A 22,649-nucleotide genomic window follows, 5' to 3' on the forward strand; every position below is an offset into this window, starting at 1 on the left:
ATGAGGAGAAATAAAGTATATTTATATAGTTTCCTCAAAACCTTTATTACTATAATTTTTTTAATGATGAAAAGCCTTATTTTAGGAAAAAATAATCCAGAGTTTGTAAAACATGAAACTCTGCCTGAGCTATTAACTCCCACTTTTGAAAAATATAAAGATAAAACTGCATTTATATTTAAAGATCAAAAATTATCCTTCGCTGAATTAGACAGCTGGAGCAACGCCGTTGCAGAACAACTACAAAAACAAGGTGTACAGCCGGGTGACCGGGTGGGAGTTTGGTACCCAAGAAGTCTCGAGCTTCCCGTTGCTATACTTGGAATTTTAAAGGCAGGGGCCTCTTATATTCCTTTAGACCGAGAAATGCCTGAAGACAGGGTAAAGAAAGTATTTACAGAGATTAATGTTAAGTCTTATTTTTCTGACGCGGATGTGTACATCCGGTCTCAACCTTTAAGTATCATATCTCAGCCTGAATCTGCAGTTCCTTCAATCTCTATTCAGAATACCCCAAATGACTGGGCTTATGTATTATTTACTTCGGGAAGCACGGGAAACCCTAAGGGAATTCCTATTTCCCATAGCAATATATGCCATTTAATAAGATCTGAGCAGGATTTTATAGAAATAAAAGACACTGATATAGTTTATCAAGGTTTTTCAGTTTCTTTTGATATGTGGTGTGAAGAAGTATGGATCAGTCTTTTTGCAGGAGCCACTATATGGATTGCGGATGCAACTACAGTAAAGGCAATAGATGAGCTAAGCAATACTTTAACAGAAAATAAAATCACCGTTCTCCATGCTGTTCCAAGTATTCTCGCTATTATTGATGAAGTACCAACTATCAGACTCATCAATACCGGTGGTGAGGCCTGTACTAAACAGGTACAGGAAAAATGGGCAACCTCCTATAGAACATTTATCAACAGCTATGGTCCTACAGAAACAACCGTATCTTCCAACATGGTTAAATTAAACAGCGAGGAGGATCTTACAATTGGACCTCCTTTGCCCAACTATCATATAGCTGTTGTTGATGAAAACATGAACATTCTACCAAGGGGAGAACGCGGAGAAATGATTATTTCAGGCCCGGGAGTAAGTAACGGTTATTTTAATCTTCCGGAGCTTACTGAACAAAAATTTTTATTTAATCCTTTTCCGGAACTTCCGGGAGACAGAATTTACAAAACTGGAGACGCCGTTATTATACGGGAAGATGGTTTTATAGATTTCCAGGGAAGGATAGATGATCAGATCAAATTACGAGGTTACAGAATCGAACTTGGTGAAATAGAAACCCATTTGAACCGGCTTCAGGACGTTTCTTCTGCAGCTGTTGCCGTAAAAGAGGACTCCAATGGACAGGGACAGCTTGTAGGGTATGCTGTAATGAGCCATGATCTTTCATTTGATGAAAATGGAATGAGAAAGGAACTTGCTAAATTCCTGGCCCCTTATATGGTCCCGATTTCGATTGTCAAAATGAAAGAAATGCCACGAATGCCTAGTGGAAAGATTGATAGAAAACGACTTCCTACTCCCGAAAATTTTACTATTCACAAAAAAAATGAAAATATTGAAATTGATTCGAACGCCTCTGTAGAGGATAGACTTCTTCAAACACTGAAATGGGTATTCCCTGGAAAAGACATTAATTTAGGCCAGGATTTTTTTATAGATCTGGGTGGGCATTCTTTGCTTGCTGCAACATTCATTTCGCACCTCCGTCAAAAAGCAGGATTTCCTACTGCTTCATTAAAGGAGATTTATGAAAATCGCCCTCTATCAGCTTATTCTGAATTTCTGAAAAACAAACAATTCCAGAAAACAACTCAGCAGGAGCCTTTTCACAGAGTTTCAACATTACAGTATATTGCTTGTAATATTGCCCAGACCATAAGTCTACTTCTCGTTTTTTCTTTATTCAGTATTCAGATATTTTTTCCTTATTTAAGTTATTATTATTTTCAGCTTAACGGCTATGGGTTGCATTATGCTTTATTAAGCGCTATTTTACTGTACACTTTAATCCCTCCAGTGTATTCAGCCATAATAGTGCTGGCAAAATGGCTTATTATAGGAAAAATAAAAGAGGGGGATTATCCTCTTTGGGGCTGGTATTATTTCAGATGGTGGCTATGGAAAACAATTAAACGACTTATGCCCTCTGAATTTATTGTAGAAACTCCTTTATATCCAAAATATCTCAAACTGCTTGGTGTGAAAGCTCATCCAAGTGCACAACTCAGTCTTCTTCCTATTGCAGCGGAAGATCTTGTAACCATTGATGCCAACGTCAATACTAGCTCCGGCTGCAGCATTGACAACGCTTCTGTAGAAAACGGTATTTTAAGAATTAGAAAAGTACATATTAAAGCCCATGCTTATTTAGGTTCCTCTGTAATCGTATGTGGAGATACAATCATTGAAGAATTTGGAGAATTACAGGATCTTAGCTGCCTTAATGAAGGAAAAAAAATAGGATTTGGGGAGGTTTGGAATGGCAGTCCCGCTGAGAAAGTAAGATTAAAAACGGATAAGGAAACTAATGTCCCCCTACTGGCTTCAGCAAAAAAAAGAAATACATTTGCCATAATATACATCTGTTCCTTGTTCTTCTTTCCTCTCCTTATTGTTTTACCTTTAGCTCCCACTCTTTATACGCTTTACTACCTGGATGACCGTGCTGCTGATTATAATTTTTATTATTTATGGCAGGCCCCTATACTTTCCACGATCTATATCTTATTATTTATTGGCGTAGTAAGTTTATTAACTAGGTTTTTGCAATACAATATGAAACCTGGTGTTTATTCTGTCTACAGTCTTACGTATTATAAAAAATGGATAAAGGATCAAATTTTCAATCTTTCATTAATTATAGTACACCCTCTTTTTGCATCGATATATATTAGTAAGTTTTATAGAATGATGGGTGCAAAAGTGGGAAAAAATTCAGAAATTTCAACAGCCAGCGATGTTTCCCATCATCTTTTAGAAATTGGTGAAGGTTCATTCATTGCAGATGCTGTTATTCTTGGAGAACATGATGTAAGAAATGAAAAATTAATTTTGTCCAAAACAATAATAGGAAACAACAGCTTTGTTGGAAATAGTGGGCTTATCCCCCAAGGATATGAGCTTGGTGACAATATGCTAATCGGTGTATTGAGTAAAGCCCCATCTGAGGAGCAGATGGAAAATTCATCTGAAAAAGACTGGTTTGGATCTCCTCCTATAGGAATGCCTTCCAGACAAAAATCTGATGTATTTCAGGATAATCTTACCTACAATCCCACTTTTCGTTTAAAGCTAGCCAGAGCTGTTGTAGAAGGTATAAGGATTATTCTTCCTCAAACAATAGTTATTATCTGTAGTGTTTTATTCATTGCCTATACCAGCCCTTATCTGGAAGGAAAAATCCACTATCTTCTTTTGTTAGCCCCACTTTACTATTTGGGAATTGTTGCGTTGCCTTCATTTTTCTTAACAGTACTACTCAAGTGGCTTTTAATAGGAAAATACAAAAAAACTGAAATGCCAATGTACAGTTTAAAAGTATGGTTAAGCGAGGGAATTACCACTATTTATGAGGCACTTCCTGTTCTATTTTTTTTAGACTTTTTACGTGGTACATGGTGGTTACCATTTTTCATGCGTTTTCTGGGAGTAAAAATCGGAAAAAAGGTATGGCTCAATACTACTGATATTACTGAATTTGATATGGTAACGATTGGAGACGAGGCTATGTTGAATGAAGACTGTGGTCCTCAAACTCATCTTTTTGAAGACAGAATTATGAAAGTTGGAAGCGTAAAAATAGGAAGTCAAACCACCATCAATTCAAGAACCATTATCTTATATGATAGTGAAATAGGAAATAATGTGAATATTGATGCTCTTTCCCTTGTTATGAAAGGTGAAATTCTCTCCGATAATACCTCATGGTATGGAAGCCCGTTGAGAGGAAAGTAATTAAGCTGGGAATTGAAGGCTATCCATTGAGTCTATAATCCTCGGTTAATTGAAACCTCTATTAGAAAAAAAATGTTATTATGAAATATTCTATCAAAAAAATAAAAATTACTGAAAACCTGCCTATCGTAGATGAGCTGGTGGGTGAACTTCATATTTCTGAAAAAGAGATGAATGATAAAACTGCTGACTGGAGCCAAATCAGAGATAACTACCTTCGTTTTATGTCAGAATGTGAAGAAGAAAATGATGGTACCTTTCTTATTGCAGAATCCGATGGAAAAGCCATAGGATTCCTATTTGGCTATATTGATGAAAAGGACGACAGCAATTTTGAACTTGGAGACGAAGATGATTTGTATGTCTCTGAGGGGTATGTCAAAAAAGAATACAGGAAACAGGGTATTTATTCTGCACTTAATAAGGCATTTGAAGATGCATATGCAAACTATAAGATCAGAAAAATATACCGCTTCACACTGTGCAATAATGAGACTATGCAACATTGGCTAGCTTCACAAGGCTACCGACCTGTAAGGTTGGTATATGAGAAATGGTTATAAATAAAAAGGCTGATAAGTTTTCTTACCAGCCTTTTATGAATATTAGTCATTTTATTTTTGTCTGAAATACACTTCAATAGGAACTCCGGTAAACCCGAATTCTTTTCTCAATTGGTTCTCAGCAAATCTTTTATATGGTTCTTTCACATACTGTGGAAGATTACAGAAGAATACAAACTGTGGTGATGGCGTAGGAAGCTGAACACAGTATTTAATTTTAATATATTTTCCTTTATTGGCTGGAGGAGGAGTTTGCTCAAAAATAGGAAGCATCACCTCATTCAGTTTTGAAGTTTTAATCTTTTTCTTACGGTCATTATACACCTCCATTGCTACTTCTACCGCTTTTAAGATTCTTTGCTTCGTTAAAGCAGAAACAAATAGAATTGGAATATCCTGGAACTGTCCTATTCTATCTTTAATAGCTTTTTCGAAATCACGCATTGTATTGGTTTGCTTGTCTTCCACCAAGTCCCATTTGTTTACCAAAATAACAATCCCCTTTCTGTTTTTCTGAGCCAGTCCGAAAATATTCATATCCTGGGATTCCCATCCCTGAGTAGCATCTACCATGATGATTACAACATCAGAAAATTCTATAGAACGGATAGATCTCATTACGGAATAGAATTCCAAATCTTCGTTTACCTTAGATTTTCTTCTCATACCGGCAGTATCTACCAATACAAACTCATGTCCGAATTTATTATATAAGGTCTGGATACTATCTCTTGTAGTTCCGGCAATATCGGTTACAATATTTCTTTCTACATCCAGTAAAGCGTTGGTCATTGTAGACTTTCCTACGTTAGGACGACCTGCAATAGTGATTTTAGGCAATCCTTCAAACGGATCTTTATATTCTGTTGTAGGGAAATCTTTAACGATATCATCTAACAATTCTCCTGTTCCTGAACCTGTAGCAGAAGAAAGAGTATAATATTTATCAATTCCTAACTGATAGAATTCTGTTGCAGGAAGTTCTTCCTTAGATGAATCTACTTTATTAATGACAATATAAATAGGTTTATTGGATCTTCTCAGTAAACGGAAAATTTCATAGTCTGTGTCAGTAAGCCCTTCTTCCACGTTCATCATAAAGATAATGGAAGTCGCTTCATCTACTGCCAGCTGTACCTGCTTACGGATCTCCTCTTCAAAGATATCATCTGTACCTACATCATATCCTCCGGTATCAATTACAGTGAAGTCTACTCCATTCCAGTCAGATTTTCCGTAATGACGGTCTCTGGTTACACCGGCTGTAGAATCTACAATAGCTTCTCTTCTCTCTAGTAAACGGTTAAAAAGCGTGGATTTTCCTACGTTGGGACGCCCAACGATTGCGACAATATTCGACATAAAAAATGTTTAATAATCCCTTGCTATGCTCGGGACAAGTTATTAATGGGTTACTCCAACTTTTAGAGCCCAATTTTTTGCAAAGATAAGATTTTATTATTTAGTATTAAAAACATCCCTTGTTTCGAAAATTTTTCGCAAAAATAATTATTTGGATATCAGCCAGTAAACCCATAAGACAGGTGAAAGTCTTGTATTATCTCCTTATTTCATTTTTATATTTAAAATAAATTCTATAATTTCGCAGCATCGAAACAGACCTATAGTGTAACGGTAGCACTCCGGTTTTTGGTACCGTCAGTCGGGGTTCGAATCCCTGTGGGTCTACAAACCATCCTTTTTTAAGGATGGTTTTTGTTTTTTATACATTCTTAATCAATTGCATTGAAACTATTTTATACAAACTTCATACATTTTTAACAGTATTAAAAGCAATCATCTATTCAATGGATTTCATCATCAAATTATTATACTCTTTATTTTTTGCAGCGATATCTTTCATCCTCTTCATGAAGTATAACAATGCATTTTCTATAAAACCCAAGCTGCTCATCATTTTACTCCTAAATCTGATATTATTATTTTATCTGAATACGATTTATACCAGTATTTCAAATAAATTATTTTACATATTACTCATGTTTTCATTATCAGTGGTAATATTAAATATCATGAAAAATTTTATTAGCATAGAAAATAATGCTGTACTAAAAAATAATGACCGCTTTAGAAATAGCTATAAAAATGTAAAAAACATCTTTTTTATTAAAGTAATTCCCATCATAATTTTCTTTTATCAGCTTTTGTTAATATGGGTCCCTTCTATTTCTGCAAAATGTTGCGTAATTAATATTAACCCACTAAGGTATTGACCCTAAATAACAGGCTCCAAGTATATTAAAAAACAAAAAGACAGCATCACTGCTGTCTTTTTATATGATAGAGATGATCTCTTAATCCAAATCAAATCGATCCAGATTCATCACTTTTGTCCATGCGGTTACAAAATCATTGATAAATTTACCTTGTGCATCAGCACTTGCATACACCTCAGCCACAGCTCTCAATTCAGAATTAGATCCGAATACAAGATCAGCACGGGTAGCTGTCCATTTTGGCTGACCTGTTGAACGGTCTGTTCCTATATAGAGTTCTTTATCTTCTGACATGGCTTTCCATTGTGTTCCCATATCTAAAAGATTAACAAAGAAATCATTGGTAAGCACTCCGGGACGAGTAGTAAATACCCCATGTTTTGAACCGTCAAAATTCGTATCTAAAGCACGCATTCCTCCTACCAAAACAGTAAGTTCAGGAGCAGTAAGCGTTAATAACTGTGCTTTATCTATGAATAAAGATTCTGTAGAAACTGAGAATTTTCTTTTCAGGTAATTACGGAATCCGTCAGCAATAGGTTCCAGGTATCCCATAGATTCTACATCCGTTTGTTCCTGAGAAGCATCCATTCTACCGGGAGCAAATGTTACTTTAACATCATGTCCCGCATTTCTCGCAGCTTTTTCTACAGCTGCTGTTCCGGCCAATACAATGATATCCGCCAGTGAAATTTTCTTGCCTCCGTTTTGGGCATTGAATTCGTTTTGAATTCTTTCCAAAATCCCTAATACTTTCTGTAGTTGCGACGGGTTATTTACTTCCCAATGTTTCTGAGGCTCCAGTCTTATTCTCGCTCCGTTGGCACCACCACGTTTATCACTTCCTCTGAAAGTAGATGCGGAAGCCCAGGCTGTAGATACCAGCTCGGAAACACTCAATCCGGAATCTAAAATTTTAGTTTTAAGATTTTCAATATCTGTAGCATTGACCAGCTCATGATTCACGGCCGGAATAGGATCCTGCCAGATCAGTTCTTCCTGAGGAACATCCGGTCCCAAATAACGGGCACGAGGTCCCATATCCCTGTGGGTAAGTTTAAACCATGCTCTTGAAAAGGCATCAGCGAAGGCATCAGGGTTTTCATAAAAATGTCTTGAAATTTTTTCGTAAACAGGATCCAGTCTCAATGAAAGGTCTGTAGTAAGCATTGTTGGTCTATGCTTTTTAGTGGAATCAAATGCATCAGGGATAATTTCAGCACCATCCTTTGCTACCCATTGGTGAGCTCCGGCAGGACTTTTCGTCAGTTCCCATTCATTTTCAAACAGGTTTTTAAAGAAATAATTACTCCATTCAGTCGGAGTTTCTGTCCAGGTTACTTCAAGACCACTGGAGATCGCGTCTTTTCCGCTTCCCGATTTGTAGCTGCTTTCCCATCCTAATCCCTGTAATTCTATTCCTGCGCCTTCAGGTTCTTTACCTACATGATCTGCAGGACCGGCTCCGTGGGTTTTTCCAAAGGTATGTCCTCCGGCAATCAAGGCTACAGTTTCCTCATCATTCATCGCCATACGTCCAAAAGTATCACGGATATCTTTAGCGGCAGCAATAGGATCAGGGTTTCCGTCCGGACCTTCAGGATTTACATAGATCAATCCCATTTGCACGGCTGCCAGAGGTTTTTCAAGATTTCTGGAATGAATATCACCGTCTGCATTATCATCAGTAGGAAGAACTGCTGCATGTCCTTCTACTACGCCATCTGAACCGTGAGCATAGCGTACATCTCCACCCAGCCATGTTTTTTCCGAACCCCAGTATACATCCATATCCGGTTCCCAAACATCTTCACGGCCACCAGCAAATCCAAACGTTTTGAATCCCATAGACTCCAGCGCGATATTACCGGTAAGGATTAAAAGGTCTGCCCAGGAAATATTTCTCCCATATTTTTGTTTGATCGGCCATAACAATCTTCTTGCTTTATCTAAACTAACATTATCAGGCCAGCTGTTCAGTGGGGCAAAACGTTGTTGTCCCGCTCCTGCTCCACCTCTTCCGTCCCCCACACGATAGGTTCCGGCACTGTGCCATGCCATACGGATAAACAAAGGACCATAGTGTCCGAAATCAGCCGGCCACCAGTCCTGAGAATCTGTCATCAATGCATGAAGATCTCTTTTTACGGCTTCAAGGTCAAGGTTTTTAAATGCTTCAGCATAATCAAAGTCTTTATCCATAGGATTAGACAGTGATGAATGCTGGCGCAGCATATCAACTCTAAGCTGATCAGGCCACCATTCCAGGTTTTGGGTTCCGCCACCCGCTACATTCTTTTTCATAGTCCCATTATGAAACGGGCATTTACTGATGTCATTCGAATCTTTTTCCATTGTCGTTTATTTATTTTTTTATATTGATTACTATAGTTTAAGTAAAGTTCTGTTGTTAAGAACATGACAAACTTACAACGTTCACCCAATAAATACAATCTATTAATAATTATTTCAATGATAGTTAAAAACTATAAAGAAGCATTTCCGACAGCATCCAAACTAAAGACATAATTGTGGTATTAAGTTAGTGAAAATTCATATTAATGTGGACAAAAAACATCAATACCCTACTCAATTTAGAATAAATCAACGTAATATTTTCTGAAAAATAAATACAGAGGAAAGTTAAAAGCAAGAAGTTTTATCCCTATCAAAGGGGAATCAATGATCTTTGTATCAATTAGTAAAAGTCTATGACTTATCTAAAGTTTGTGCTGCCATTTCCTTCCTCCGGCTTTCCGCAAAATATTTCAATCTCTACTTAGCCTAAAAAATAATTTAACTACCTTTATCCTAATAAGAAATATGAACATCTATGAAAAAAGTATTAGTTGTCATTCTTGTGGCATTTATTATGATCCAGTTTTTTCCTATTGACAAGACCAATCCTGCTCCCACACCGGGCATGGATTTTCTTAAAATTAAAAACACTCCGGATCATATAGCCAAAATTATACGTACGTCTTGTTATGACTGTCATTCCAATGAAACCAAATATCCATGGTATGCCAATATTTCACCGGCATCATGGGTTGTAAAAAATCATGTCAATGAAGGCAGAAAACATCTTAATTTTTCTACCTTTGCAGTGTACGAATCTAAAAGACAGCTTCATAAGCTTGAAGAATGTTTAGAAATGATAGAAAAAAAAGAAATGCCTCTGGAGTCTTATTATTTGGGACATCAGAACGCAAAACTAACTGATGAGCAGCGTACAGCACTTTCTCAATATTTTAAAAAAGTAAAAGAGGATACCGAAAGAAGTATCATGTTTAATAAATAGAAATCATGAAAGACTGGAAAAACAAATATATTGTATTTTTTGACGGAGACTGTGGTGTCTGTAATTTCTGGGTACAATGGATTTTGGAGAGAGATAAGAAAGACCGATTTATGTTTGCTTCACTGCAATCTGATTTCGGACAGCAGTTTTTATCTGAAAGAGGATTGGAAACAAAGGATTTCAATACCATGTATCTTTGGAAGCCGGAACAATACTATTTGATTAAATCGAGAGCAGTACTTAAAATTGCTGACCTGCTGGGCGGAATCTACAAACTTTCAGCCGTTGGAAAACTAATGCCTGCATTTCTAAGCGATAAGGTTTACAATATGATTTCCAGAAACAGAATGAAACTGGCTAACCAAAAATGTTATTTGCCGGATCAGCATCAGAAGAAAAAATTTATTCAGGTCTAATCAGGCAGAGTCTCAATAATACATTTTTCTCTCTTCAAGAAAAGCATTTTTTCCTACCAAAACAGCAAAAAGTCATTCCATAAAAACCTAATCGATTTAATAGTAAAATACATTATTCAGGTTCCTAAAGAATGACTAGTATGATATATAGATTAATTTTAAATTAATCACTTTTGGTACTTATTGATTCAGTGACCAAATTGAATAACTATTCGGGGCACATTGGATCTTCACCCATTTATCTCCCTGAGTTGTAGGATACCAGCTTGAGCTTCCTGTAAAATCTTTGATCTGCTGACTGGCCCAATTGGTCTCAATCCATCTTTCCTGCCAGCTTGACGAAGTATTGATATAAACGACAAGCCCTGGATTTCCATTATACCCATTACGTCTTGCAATATATTCATCATTATCAGTATATAATATCGAAGTTGTTCCGGTAGCTTTATTATTATGAATCCAAATTAAGTTATTCAGCCTTTCTTTGTTCAGCCATTCTTCATAATCTCTGTAAAAAATGGTTGGATAGCCTTCATGAGTTAAAATATAAGCGTACGCCGGCATTTTATTGTTAATAATATCCGTGTCATGATTGGCAACAAAAGTGACTGCTTTATAGGGATTCCTCTTCCACATCATATCATCATTTAAAACATTCAGATTCCCATTGTCAAAAGCTTCATCCATTTTATAGTAAGCAGCAAAATCAAATACGGAACTGTTTGCATTATTTGCCCACCACTCCAGTGTATTGACATTAGAATCCCATAGTTCACCAACCGAAAATCCGCCCACCTTAGCGTTCCAGGTATTCACTACCCAGGGTCCGAACCCTTTTACATAATCAAATCTCCAGCCATCAAATTTCATCACATTCTTATAGTATTTTGCTACAGAATCATCCCTTCCCCATAACCAGTCCTGTACATGAGGATTGGCGTGGCACAGGTCTGGAAATCCACCGAAAGAACCTTCATCATTATTTCCATATGCATTTTTATAAAAGTCTTCATAGCTTCTTTGAAATTTTCCGGAAGCTACTCCTGAGAAGTTGGTCCAGGTATTCGTTCCGGTATAAGGATTGGCTTCAGACTGCCCGCCACTGTTGTGATTGATGACAATATCAGCAAACACCTGCATATTTTCGCTGTGCGCTTTAGTAATTAGTGCTTCCAGCTCAGTTCTCGATCCAAATCGGGTCTCGGTAGTCCCGTTTTGATTAAAATTTCCAAAATCATAATAATCTGTAGGATCATATCCCATTGAAAGGGGGCCATTTTGAGCTTTGGAAGCCGGAGGAAGCCATACTGCTCCAATTCCGGCATTGGACCATGCTGTCACTTTATCTTTAACAGTATTCCACCAGTTACCGCCTTCAGGAACATCCCAATAAAATCCCTGCATCAAAACTCCCCCACCGGGACCTGCTACAAATTTGCCCTGTAAAGAGCCGGATGCTCCTCCCGTACTGAAAGGCCTCCCGTCATGATGTGTGACATTTACAATTTTGTCGTGTACTTCCTGCTCTTGTGAAGATTTATTGCCAATATCATCATTGTTCTCACAAGAACTGACAAGTGCTAAACCCCATACAGAAAGAAGAAAATATGTTTTTTTCATTGCAATATTTAATTATCAATCTACTAACCAAGTTACAAATTCCTTGCATACAAATTCTTATTCAGGTGAAATATTTTAATTTTAAATAATAAATTATAAGAAAGGTCAACTCCACTTTTCATTAAAAAATCATAAATTTTAAATATTCTCGAAACAATTTTTCTTTTAATCCATATATTTGCATACTATGGAATACAATACCCAAAAAACTCAGCTTCATATGCCCGAATACGGCAGAATTATACAACAGTTGGTTGAGCGCTGCAAAGAACTTGCTTCCAAAGAGGAAAGAAGTGAAATGGCTATGGCAATCATCGATTTTATGGGTCAGAGAAACCCACAACTTCGTGACGAAGAAAATTATAAACATAAACTTTGGGATCATCTTTTTATTCTGGCAAATTACGATTTGGATGTAGATTCTCCTTATCCGTTTCCTACAATGGAAGAATTGGCAGAAAAACCTAAAAGGATGGAATATCCAAAACTTCAAGGTGACTTTAAGTTTTACGGAAAAAGTATTCTTCAATTGATCGAAAAAGCAATTGAGCTGGAGGCGGGCGATGAAAAAGAAGCCCTTATCGAAGTGATTGCCAACAATATGAAGAAATCTTATAATGTCTATAATAAGGAACATGTGACGGATGATGTTATTTTCCGCCACTTGAAGGAACTGTCTGAAAACAGGTTGGATCTTACAGGAATTGATTCTCTTGAAAAAAGTAAAATCTATTACACCAGTAACAACAACCGAAATAACAACAGCAACAGTAACAATAATAGGAGTAATAACAACAACAGCAATAATAAGAACCAACCTAACAAAAGAAGACATAACAATAATCATAAAAACAGAAAATAATGAGTGGAACATTTCAAATACGAGGAGGAAAAAGATTGCAGGGTGAAATAACTCCACAAGGGGCTAAAAATGAAGCTCTTCAAATTTTATGTGCAGTTCTGTTAACTGATGAGGAGGTTACTATTAAAAATATCCCGGATATCCATGATGTCAACAGATTAATTGAAATCCTGGGCGACTTTGGGGTAAAAATCACTAAAAACGGACATGGAGATTATACGTTCAAGGCCGACAAAGTAAATTTTGATTATATAAAATCCAACGAGTTCAAAAAAGATGGTGCTAAACTGCGTGGTTCTATCATGCTTATGGGGCCGATGCTGGCTCGTTATGGAGAAGCGTATATGCCTACTCCTGGGGGAGATAAGATCGGGAGAAGAAGATTGGATACCCACTTCCAGGGATTAGTAGAGCTTGGTGCAGAATTTAATTATGATGAAGAAGAATATTTTTATTCTTTAAAAGCTACTGAACTTAGAGGAAAATTCATCCTGTTGGAAGAAGCTTCCGTAACCGGAACGGCTAATATCGTAATGGCTGCCGTACTGGCAAAAGGAAAAACAAGAATCTATAATGCTGCTTGTGAACCTTATCTTCAGCAATTGTGTAAAATGCTGAACAGAATGGGTGCAAATATTTCAGGAATTGGCTCTAACCTTCTTACCATTGAAGGAGTTGATTATCTGAGAGGAACTGAGCATACGATGCTTCCGGATATGGTAGAAATCGGATCATGGATAGGTCTTGCTGCAATGACAAAATCTGAAATCACCATTAAAAATGTAAACTGGAACCAATTAGGGGTTATCCCGAATACATTCAGAAAACTGGGAATTCAGCTTGAGCAAAGTGGTGATGACATTTATATTCCTGCTCAGGAACATTATAAGATCCAGAAATTCATCGACGGTTCTATTCTTACCATTTCAGATGCACCGTGGCCAGGGTTTACTCCGGATTTATTGTCTATTATCCTGGTAGTAGCTACTCAGGCTAAAGGAAGTATTTTGGTACACCAGAAGATGTTTGAATCGAGATTATTCTTTGTTGATAAATTAATCGATATGGGTGCTCAGATCATTTTATGTGATCCACACAGAGCCACCGTAATCGGATTGAACCAGGAAGCTCCGTTAAGAGGAACCACAATGGTTTCTCCGGATATCAGAGCTGGAAATGCACTTTTAATTGCAGCACTTTCTGCAGAAGGAAAATCAATTATCCACAATATCGAGCAAATCGACAGAGGATATGAAAATATCGATGGAAGACTAAAAGCTATTGGGGCTGATATCGAAAGAATATAAAATTATTTTTATTACTATAGAGCGTTCAGAGTGATCTGAGCGCTCTTTTCTTTGTTTACAGGATTCAGGGTCTGGATGAAAATTTTGCGGCAAAAGTAATTGTTGCCAGCTGTTCCCCCATCAGATCTTCGGTTTGTGATCTCCTGGAATTATAAGGGAAATCTTAGCTTTTACATAAAAAAGTGCCCGATTAAAACCGGACACTTTGAGTAATTAAAACTATATGAATCTCCCTTAAGAATATTTCCGGCAGAGATACTCTACCGTTGTACTCAAAAGTTTATTTTTATTCAGATAGAACTCTAGGTTCTGATAATCTTCTGAATTGACATTAATATATAACTGTACTGTACCAAAACTGTATCCGTTCACATATTCCACATTAGCAGACAACACTCTATGACAAATGCCCAATTGATTATAAATGGTATTCATTAAATGTTCGAATTTCATTTTCCCATTTAACTCTATTTCCAGGATCAATTCTTTTTTAGGCAGGGTAATTTTGTTTTGCAAAACCTGCAGGCCAGGATTAGGTGTAATCATCACTAAACATTTTTGGTTAAACACTTTCAGATTGTATTGCACTCTGCATTAAATCTGTGACAAAAATATAAAAAAATATTAGTCTACCAAATTAGTAGACTAATATTTTTAAAACTTTAACAAAAAAAAGAAGCCATTATAGCTTCTTTTACCTCTTTTTTATAATTCTTTTATTCTTTCCAGCTTATCTGAACCAGCCAATCCATTGGGGTTACAACCAGGTTCTCCTTCCGGAACCTTAAGATTTTTCTTTTGATAAAATTCTTCCCAAAAAACATTTACTTTTCCTGTCTTAGGATCTGTGAACGTCATGGGTTCCAATTTGAAAATATGGTTTTCTCTAAATGCTCTTTCAATAAAATCTGAACAATAATAGGAGTTTTCGTCCAGGATATAATTGAAATTATAAGGTTTACCCAGCATTTGATTTGCTTGATCAACAGCTGATGGAATTGATTTCTGATATTCAGGCTTTAAACGGTATACGACGATTTTCTGGCCGTCTTCTTTCTGATCCTGAAGAAATTCTTTTAATTCCTGCTTTTGTGATCCTCCTTTTGGAGCTGCATGCAATACAAACAGTCTGTTTCCATTTTTTTCTAAAATACCAATATGATCAAAAGAAGCAGCTTTCTGCTTTTGTGTCACATTGTTAATTGCTCCGGAAAGTCCGGTTTCTTTTGCCGTTACAAAAAGTAGGTCACCGTTTTTAAGCTTTGATATTGGAGAAGCACTACAATTAACAAGCAGTACAATCAAAAAGAACAGGTTTCCTGCAAAGTTCATTTTTTTAAAAAAAGATATATTAAATCTTAGCATTCTGATATTGTTTCGCCACCAAAATTACAAAATAGAATTTATTACATTTGTAGGAAGTATTGATCTATTCTTCATATCAACCCAAACATTCCCTATATTCTTATGCCACATATTTTACTCGTTGAAGACGATGACAGACTTTCAAAATTGATTACCAAGGGACTTCAGGAAGCTGAGTTTGAAGTAACGGCAGCCTATGATGGAATAACGGGGCTTAAACTGGCATTACAAAAAGATTTTGATCTGATCATCACAGATATTGTCCTTCCTAAAAAAAACGGCCTTGAATTCTGTAATGAAATAAAGATTTTAAAACCCAATCTTCCGGTGGTAATGCTTACCGCTCTCGGAACGACTGACGATAAACTGGAAGGGTTTGATGCCGGAGCTGATGATTACTTAACCAAGCCTTTTGAAATGCGGGAGCTGGTGGCCAGAATTAAAGTTCTTCTAAAACGTTTTTCACAACAGAGGCAGCAAAAAGTTTTTGTTCTTAAATATGAAGGCATTGAAATGAATCTGGAACAAAAAACAGTCAGCAGAGATCAGGTTCCCATAAAATTGACTCCAAAGGAATTTAATCTTTTGAAATTCATGCTGGAAAACTCTGAAAGGGTACTTTCCCGCGGTGAAATTGCGGAAAAAGTATGGGAAACCCATTTCGATACAGGAACCAACTTCATTGACGTATACATCAATTATCTAAGAAAAAAAATTGATAAAGATTTTGAAATTAAGCTTATTCATACCAAAGCAGGTATGGGATTTATCTTAAAAAAAGATTACGAAACGGGCATCATACATTAACCGAAGTGAACTAAAAACAAACGGATGAAAATAAGAACCAGGCTTACACTCCTTTTTACCCTAATCACGGCAATGCTTTTAGGGGTTTACAGCTTTTCTATTTATTATTCTTCCAAAGAAGCCAGAGAAAAATCTTTCTATAGCGAATTGCAAAACGAGGCTATTGCCAAAGCTGATTTGTTTTTCCAAAGCTCACTCCCGGAACAGGAAATGCATAAGCTGTACAAAAATAACAACAGAACACTTAACGAAGTTCAAGTCGCTATTTATGATTCTGATCACCAGCTTATTTATCATGACGATGCAAAAGTTGATTACGTAAAGGAAACTCCGGCGATGCTCTCGCAGATATTTCAAAAGAAAAAAATCAACTTCTTTTTAAACAACTTACAGGTTATCGGGATGGTCTATCATCATTCCGGAAAATCGTACGCTGTAACCGCTGCTTCCTATGATAAGTATGGGTATGAATATCTCACTCATCTTCTTACCATTAGTATTATCGCTTTCATCAGCATCCTGATCCTGATTTACCTGGCCGGCATATTCCTTTCTAAAAAAGCACTGAGCCCCCTGAGTGAAATGGTGAATCAAATTAAAAAAATTACTGCCGGAAAATTACAGCTGCGCTTAAAAACGACCGGAGAAAAAGATGAACTTAACGAGCTTGCCCAGAATTTCAACGGAATGCTGAAGCGTCTGGAAAATTCTTTTGACTCTCAAAAACATTTTGTATCCAATATTTCACACGAACTCCGCACTCCATTATCCGCGATTATCACTGAGCTGGAACTGGCTTCTGAAAAAGAACAAACCAAAGAAGAATACCAGCAGACCATCCGATATGCGTTGGAAGATGCACGGAATATGGCCAAACTGTCCAACAGTTTAATGGATCTTGCCAAAGCAAGCTATGATCCTAATGAAATCAGCTTTTCTGAAGTACGCCTTGATGAAATACTTCTGGAATCTTACACCAAAATAACAAGAGAAAATCCGGCGTATAAAGTTTCTTTGAATATAGAAAATGAGGTGGAAGAACATCAGCTGATCACACAGGGAAATGAATATCTGCTGCAGGTAGCTTTCAATAATCTTATTGACAATGCCTGTAAATATTCCCCTGAGCATATATGTTCAATAGATGTGATAGCCCATAAAAACACACTTTCAATCAGTTTTACCAATACCGGCATCATTATTTCCAGGGAAGATTTACAGCGTATTTTTGAACCCTTCTACAGAAGTGAAACCTCAAAAAAGGAAAAAGGATATGGTATCGGACTATTTCTGACAGAAAAAATCATTCATCTTCATCATGCAACAATTTCTGTAGCATCAGAGCATAATAAGACCATTTTTACAATACAGTTTGAAATACCAGGATCCTAATCATTTAACGATTTTCACACTACTCCACTGAAGTTTTACTGAAAACAGTAGTTCCTATACTGGCTGCGATCACACAGGCAATGGATATCCACTGTAAAAAGGTTAAACTCTCGGATAGGAATAATAATCCCGAAAAAGCAGCAAATGCAGGCTCCAGACTCATCAGAATACTAAAAGTTTTGGCCGGAAGTTTTTTAAGTGCCATCATTTCCAGAGAAAACGGTAGCGCACTGGATAAGATAGCAACTCCAAGCCCCTTTATAAAAAGGGTTGGTGTAAGATTGAAAACCGCGCCATCCCAAATGGTAAAAGGAATAATCACAAGACTTGCAAATAACATCCCGGTAGTAACAGCATCTTTTCCATCCATTATTTTAGCTACTTTTCCGCCCATTACAATATAACCTGCCCAAAACATCCCTGCCAGAAAGGCCAGTCCAAGCCCCAATAAATCTATATTGTTACTCTGCCAGGGCACGATAAGTAAAATCCCTACACAGGCCAATAATGCCCAGACAACATCCAGTAACTTACGCGACAGTGCCAGAGCCAGGAATAAAGGTCCGGCAAATTCTACCGTAACAGCCAGCCCTAGCGGAATTCGCTGAATAGCCATATAAAAAATAAGATTCATCGCCGCCAGTCCGATACCGTACAGAGCACAATATTTCCATTTTTGTTTCGTGAACTGTAAAAATTTTGGACGGTTAATCAAGGTGAGCAAAACAGCTGAGAGTACAATCCTTAAACTAACGGTACCAATAGCGCCGATGGCAGGAAAAAGCTGCTTGGCAATGGAAGCCCCACCCTGCACGCAGATTATTGCTAAAAGTGTAGCAGGTATCGCTACATTAGACTTTTTCATTTCTAAAATTTATAACTTATAAAACAACTTTGGAAAGAATTTTCCGGGATTAGGCAAACTCTTATTTTATCATTATAAACCGGGAAATTCCGAATGCAAAATAGCTTGCCAGCAAATGTATTGAAATTTTAGCGTTCAATATGGGTACAGTTTTCATTTATTACTAAGACTTAGTTAATGAATATTTCCTAATTATGTTCTCCAAATCCTTTCAAGGTTTCCTGCTATCCTATCCGGTTCAGATGATGATGTACGGTAAGAACATAGTCTTTTTTTTAAATCCTATACACAATATCATTTGACACTTTCCGATGTATACATTCATTTTCAAAGGTTATTTTCCTTCTGTTTTCTCTAATCATTTTCTAATAACATTCTAAAGCTTTTCTAACGGCTTCTCCCCAAAAGGAGGAATACCTTTGCAGCAAATAAAAACCACTATGGATACCGATCCTTCCCATTATTACTATAACTAGGCATTCAGCAATATATCTTTCTGTATATCGGCTGTTTGCCATACAACAAAAAGATTATGAATACACTAGAATTTACTCTTCGTCTTTTCACAGCATTCCTCCTGGGTGCCGGCATTGGTTTCGAAAGACAGTGGCGCCAAAAAAGTGCAGGCCTCCGTACCAATACACTGGTATGCCTGGGCTCTGCGGCCTTTGTACTGCTTTCCATCAGAATCGGCGGTGATGCTACAGGCAGAATAGCTTCCTATATTGTGAGTGGTATAGGTTTTCTGGGAGGAGGTGTTATTATGAAAGACGGTCTTACCGTACGGGGACTCAACACTGCAGCTACTATCTGGTGTTCAGCTTCCGTAGGAGCCCTCAGCGCTATAGGACTTCCTTTTGAAGCAGCTATTACCAGCGGATTTATTATTCTCACACATGTCATTCTCCGCCCTTTAGGAGTAAAGCTTGGCAACAATATCAGCAGCAGAAATCATTATACCGAATATTTAATCAGTATCAAATGTAAAAGTGAGGTGGAAAACCACATCCGGATACAGCTGATGCAGTCTTTAAGCGGGAATGATAAAATATTACTGAAATCTCTCACCAGCGATGATAACGGCGTTCCTGAAAATGCCATCATTACAGCAGAAGTTCACGCTTCTACTCCACAGGACAGTTTCATGGAAAAAATAACCAGCAGACTTACTATTGAAGATAAAGTCATCAGGGTAAGCTGGGAAATTATAGGTACTGAAACTGATTTATAACATTTAACACCAACCCTGAAGCCATGTTAAAAAAATATTCCAACAAAAATCTCAACTCCGCAGCTCTTGTAAAATTGAAAGAAGCTGCATCAGAGAACGAAAAAATGATTTATGCTATGCTGGAAACTTCAGAAGAAGGGCTTAGCGAAAACACCGTAAAAGACCGTTTAAAAATATATGGTAAAAATGAAATTGCCACTCAGAAAGCACCTTCATGGCTGAAGCAGTTTGCCCATTCTTTTTTTAATCCTTTCAATTATATCCTTGCCTGTATTGCCGTGATTTCATTATTCATTGATGTTATCCTGGTGCCTGCAGATGAAAAGGACCTCAGCACCAGCATTATTATTTCAGTGATGCTTCTGTTCAGCACCACCCTAAGATTCATTCAGGAGTTCCGCAGCAATAAAGCAGCAGAAGCTTTAAAAAGAATGGTAAAAACCAGCTGCCTTACCAAAAGAAAGTTTAAAGAAAGTGAGGAAATAGATATCAGTGAAATTGTTCCCGGTGATATGATCATACTTTCTGCCGGTGATATGGTTCCTGCCGACTGCAGAATTATGAAAAGCAAAGATCTCTTTATCAGTGAATCCATTCTTACCGGGGAAGCATTACCTGTAGAGAAAAATGCTCTTCCCATCAAAGATGCAAAGAATCAAAACCCATTATCCTTACAAAATATCTGTTTTATGGGAACTAACGTGGTAAGTGGGTCAGCCACGGTTGTGGTAGCTAACACTGGTATTTTCACCTATTTCGGAAGCATCAGCAGAAGCCTGGTTTCCAAAAGATCCGAAACCGCTTTTGATATAGGTGTCAATAAAGTAAGTTTTCTGCTCATCCGGTTTATGCTGGTGATGACCCCCATTATTTTTCTTATCAACGGATTGGTAAAAGGAGACTGGATGCAGGCTTTATTATTTGCCATTGCTGTAGCTGTGGGACTTACCCCGGAGATGCTCCCTATGATTGTTACCGCCAACCTTGCGAAAGGAGCTGTTAATATGAGCAAGAAGAAAGTCATCGTTAAGCGGTTGAATGCCATTCAGAATATTGGTGCCATGGATATTCTCTGTACTGATAAAACAGGAACACTTACCCTGGACAAGATTGTACTGGAAACTCATCTCAATGTTCAGGGGCTTGAAGATGATGAAGTATTGAAATGGGCTTACCTCAACAGCTATCATCAGACCGGGCTCAAAAATCTGTTGGACCAGGCTGTTTTGGATCATGCCGAAGTTCACAACATGATGAAAGCAGATGAACTGTATCTGAAAGTGGATGAAATCCCTTTTGATTTTGAAAGAAGAAGAATGTCCGTTATCCTCAACACTTCCAGTGGTAAACACCTGATGATTTGCAAAGGTGCTGTAGAGGAAATGCTTTCCTTATGCAAATATGCTTTAGATCCGGGAGAAGACAACAGTTTGCATATTGAGAATGATAATATTGTTCCTCTCGATGAATGTATGAAGCAGAAAATCATCAGAATGTCTGAAAAGCTCAATGCTGAAGGGTTACGGGTTTTACTGGTTGCAATCAGAGAATTTGACGGAAACCATCCATTGAATTATTCTGTTGCCGACGAAAATCATCTTACACTTACCGGTTTTATAGGATTCCTTGATCCGGCAAAGCCATCGGCGGAACCTAGTATCAAAGCTTTACATAAGCTGGGTGTGGAAGTAAAAGTAGTAACCGGGGATAATGATATTGTCGCTAAAAAGATATGTCATGACGTAGGGATTCCCGTTACCATGATTATGCTTGGTGATGAATTAGACAACAGAACCGATGAAGAGCTTAGTAAAGACATGGATCTTTATTCTGTTTTTGCAAAAGTAAGTCCGTTACAAAAGCAGCGTATTGTAAAAATACTGAGATCTAAAGGGCATACCGTAGGATTTATGGGAGATGGGATTAACGACGCGGCTGCCATTAAGGAAGCTGATGTTGGTATTTCCGTTGATACCGGTGCAGACATTGCAAAAGAAAGCGCAGACATCATCCTGTTGGAAAAAGATTTAATGGTTTTACGCAGTGGTGTAATCTACGGCAGAAGAACGTTCGGAAATATCATTAAGTATATAAAAATGACAGCCAGCAGTAACTTTGGAAACATGTTCAGCATGATCGGAGCCAGTGCATTACTTCCGTTTTTGCCAATGCTTCCGCTACAGATTCTAACCCAGAATTTACTCTATGATATATCACAGTCTTCCATCCCCTGGGATACAATGGATAAAGATTTTCTGGAAAAACCAAAAAAATGGGAAGCCGACAGTATCAAAAAGTTTATGCTGTATATAGGTCCTTTGAGTTCCATTTTTGATTATCTGACTTTTGCTGTTATGTTCTTTATTTTCAAAGCCAATACTCCGGAGCATCAGAGTTTATTTCAGACAGGATGGTTTGTAGAAGGATTGCTTTCACAAACCCTGATTGTACATATCATCAGAACGAAAAAGATCCCCTTTATCCAAAGCTGGGCTACCGCCCCTGTAGTCGCTTTAACAAGTTTAATCATGCTGATTGGAATACTGATTCCTTTTACTCCCTTAGCTGTATATCTGAAAATGCAACCTTTACCTATGGGGTATTTTCCTTATCTGGTTGTCATTCTTACTGGATATTGCATCCTCACTCAGTTCGTAAAGCAATGGTTCATCAAAAAATTCGGACAGTGGCTATGATAA

16 protein-coding genes and 1 tRNA gene are annotated in these 22,649 nt (G+C 37.3%); 11 read left to right on the forward strand and 6 right to left on the reverse strand.

All coding sequences use genetic code 11. The annotated features are described in order from the left end of the window. The first annotated feature begins 63 nt into the window (after positions 1 to 63). Entirely contained in the window at positions 64 to 3,984 is a 3,921-nt protein-coding gene (locus B8967_RS06940) for a Pls/PosA family non-ribosomal peptide synthetase (protein ID WP_084085389.1), read from the forward strand. Positions 3,985 to 4,064: 80 nt separating this feature from the next. Further along, the gene (locus B8967_RS06945) at positions 4,065 to 4,547 is read left to right on the forward strand and encodes a GNAT family N-acetyltransferase (protein ID WP_084085390.1); all 483 of its coding nucleotides are present in this window, start codon (positions 4,065 to 4,067) and stop codon (positions 4,545 to 4,547) included. A 51-nt stretch (positions 4,548 to 4,598) separates the two neighbouring features. Here the strand turns inward: B8967_RS06945 and der are convergent, their stop codons facing one another. After that, positions 4,599 to 5,909 carry a ribosome biogenesis GTPase Der gene (gene der, locus B8967_RS06950; RefSeq protein ID WP_047487968.1) on the reverse strand — a complete coding sequence of 437 codons (1,311 nt, stop codon included), beginning with the start codon at positions 5,907 to 5,909 and terminating at the stop codon, positions 4,599 to 4,601. Between the two features lie 256 nt (positions 5,910 to 6,165). Between der and B8967_RS06955 the strand changes: the two genes are divergently transcribed. Continuing rightward, positions 6,166 to 6,236, forward strand: a tRNA-Gln gene (locus B8967_RS06955). 626 nt (positions 6,237 to 6,862) lie between these two features. Here B8967_RS06955 and katG read toward each other — a convergent pair. Then, positions 6,863 to 9,139 (reverse strand): catalase/peroxidase HPI, encoded by a 2,277-nt coding sequence (gene katG, locus B8967_RS06965; protein WP_084085392.1) that lies wholly within the window; start codon positions 9,137 to 9,139, stop codon positions 6,863 to 6,865. 478 nt (positions 9,140 to 9,617) lie between these two features. Between katG and B8967_RS06970 the strand changes: the two genes are divergently transcribed. Together B8967_RS06970 and B8967_RS06975 are read left to right on the forward strand one after the other, a co-directional pair. After that, positions 9,618 to 10,085, forward strand: coding sequence for a heme-binding domain-containing protein (locus tag B8967_RS06970; RefSeq protein WP_047490423.1), 468 nt, complete (start codon positions 9,618 to 9,620; stop codon positions 10,083 to 10,085). 5 nt (positions 10,086 to 10,090) lie between these two features. Then, entirely contained in the window at positions 10,091 to 10,501 is a 411-nt protein-coding gene (locus B8967_RS06975) for a thiol-disulfide oxidoreductase DCC family protein (protein ID WP_047490421.1), read from the forward strand. A 180-nt stretch (positions 10,502 to 10,681) separates the two neighbouring features. Here B8967_RS06975 and B8967_RS06980 read toward each other — a convergent pair whose 3' ends face one another. Then, positions 10,682 to 12,121, reverse strand: a complete 1,440-nt coding sequence (locus B8967_RS06980) for an alpha-amylase (protein WP_084085393.1) — start codon at positions 12,119 to 12,121, stop codon at positions 10,682 to 10,684. Positions 12,122 to 12,308: 187 nt separating this feature from the next. Here B8967_RS06980 and B8967_RS06985 point away from each other — a divergent pair, with 187 nt between their 5' ends. Then, entirely contained in the window at positions 12,309 to 12,983 is a 675-nt protein-coding gene (locus B8967_RS06985) for a DUF4290 domain-containing protein (protein ID WP_084085394.1), read from the forward strand. After that, positions 12,983 to 14,290, forward strand: a complete 1,308-nt coding sequence (murA, locus tag B8967_RS06990) for a UDP-N-acetylglucosamine 1-carboxyvinyltransferase (protein WP_047490414.1) — start codon at positions 12,983 to 12,985, stop codon at positions 14,288 to 14,290. The genes B8967_RS06985 and murA overlap by 1 nt, the downstream gene beginning before the upstream one ends. 234 nt (positions 14,291 to 14,524) lie before the next feature. Here murA and B8967_RS06995 read toward each other — a convergent pair whose 3' ends face one another. Both B8967_RS06995 and B8967_RS07000 read right to left on the reverse strand, forming a co-directional pair. Then, positions 14,525 to 14,836: an NIL domain-containing protein gene (locus B8967_RS06995; RefSeq protein ID WP_047490408.1), complete on the reverse strand. Its 312-nt coding sequence runs from the start codon at positions 14,834 to 14,836 to the stop codon at positions 14,525 to 14,527. Positions 14,837 to 14,995: 159 nt separating this feature from the next. Continuing rightward, a complete protein-coding gene (locus B8967_RS07000; RefSeq protein WP_084085874.1) occupies positions 14,996 to 15,622 on the reverse strand; it encodes a YiiX/YebB-like N1pC/P60 family cysteine hydrolase in 627 nt (208 codons plus the stop codon). 135 nt (positions 15,623 to 15,757) lie between these two features. On the opposite strand from B8967_RS07000, the gene B8967_RS07005 reads away from it, so the two are divergent. Beyond that, positions 15,758 to 16,462 carry a response regulator transcription factor gene (locus B8967_RS07005; protein WP_084085395.1) on the forward strand — a complete coding sequence of 235 codons (705 nt, stop codon included), beginning with the start codon at positions 15,758 to 15,760 and terminating at the stop codon, positions 16,460 to 16,462. 24 nt (positions 16,463 to 16,486) lie between these two features. After that, positions 16,487 to 17,854 carry a sensor histidine kinase gene (locus B8967_RS07010; protein WP_084085396.1) on the forward strand — a complete coding sequence of 456 codons (1,368 nt, stop codon included), beginning with the start codon at positions 16,487 to 16,489 and terminating at the stop codon, positions 17,852 to 17,854. A gap of 19 nt (positions 17,855 to 17,873) precedes the next feature. Here the strand turns inward: B8967_RS07010 and B8967_RS07015 are convergent, their stop codons facing one another. Further along, complete coding sequence (locus B8967_RS07015; protein ID WP_047490400.1) at positions 17,874 to 18,719, reverse strand: EamA family transporter; 846 nt, start codon at positions 18,717 to 18,719, stop codon at positions 17,874 to 17,876. A gap of 532 nt (positions 18,720 to 19,251) precedes the next feature. On the opposite strand from B8967_RS07015, the gene B8967_RS07020 reads away from it, so the two are divergent. Together B8967_RS07020 and mgtA are read left to right on the forward strand one after the other, a co-directional pair. Next, positions 19,252 to 19,950, forward strand: coding sequence for an MgtC/SapB family protein (locus B8967_RS07020; protein WP_047490397.1), 699 nt, complete (start codon positions 19,252 to 19,254; stop codon positions 19,948 to 19,950). 23 nt (positions 19,951 to 19,973) lie between these two features. After that, positions 19,974 to 22,646, forward strand: a complete 2,673-nt coding sequence (mgtA, locus tag B8967_RS07025) for a magnesium-translocating P-type ATPase (RefSeq protein WP_084085397.1) — start codon at positions 19,974 to 19,976, stop codon at positions 22,644 to 22,646. The last annotated feature ends 3 nt before the right edge of the window (positions 22,647 to 22,649 follow it).

This window comes from Chryseobacterium sp. YR221 (assembly GCF_900176315.1).
GTDB lineage: Bacteria > Bacteroidota > Bacteroidia > Flavobacteriales > Weeksellaceae > Chryseobacterium > Chryseobacterium rhizosphaerae.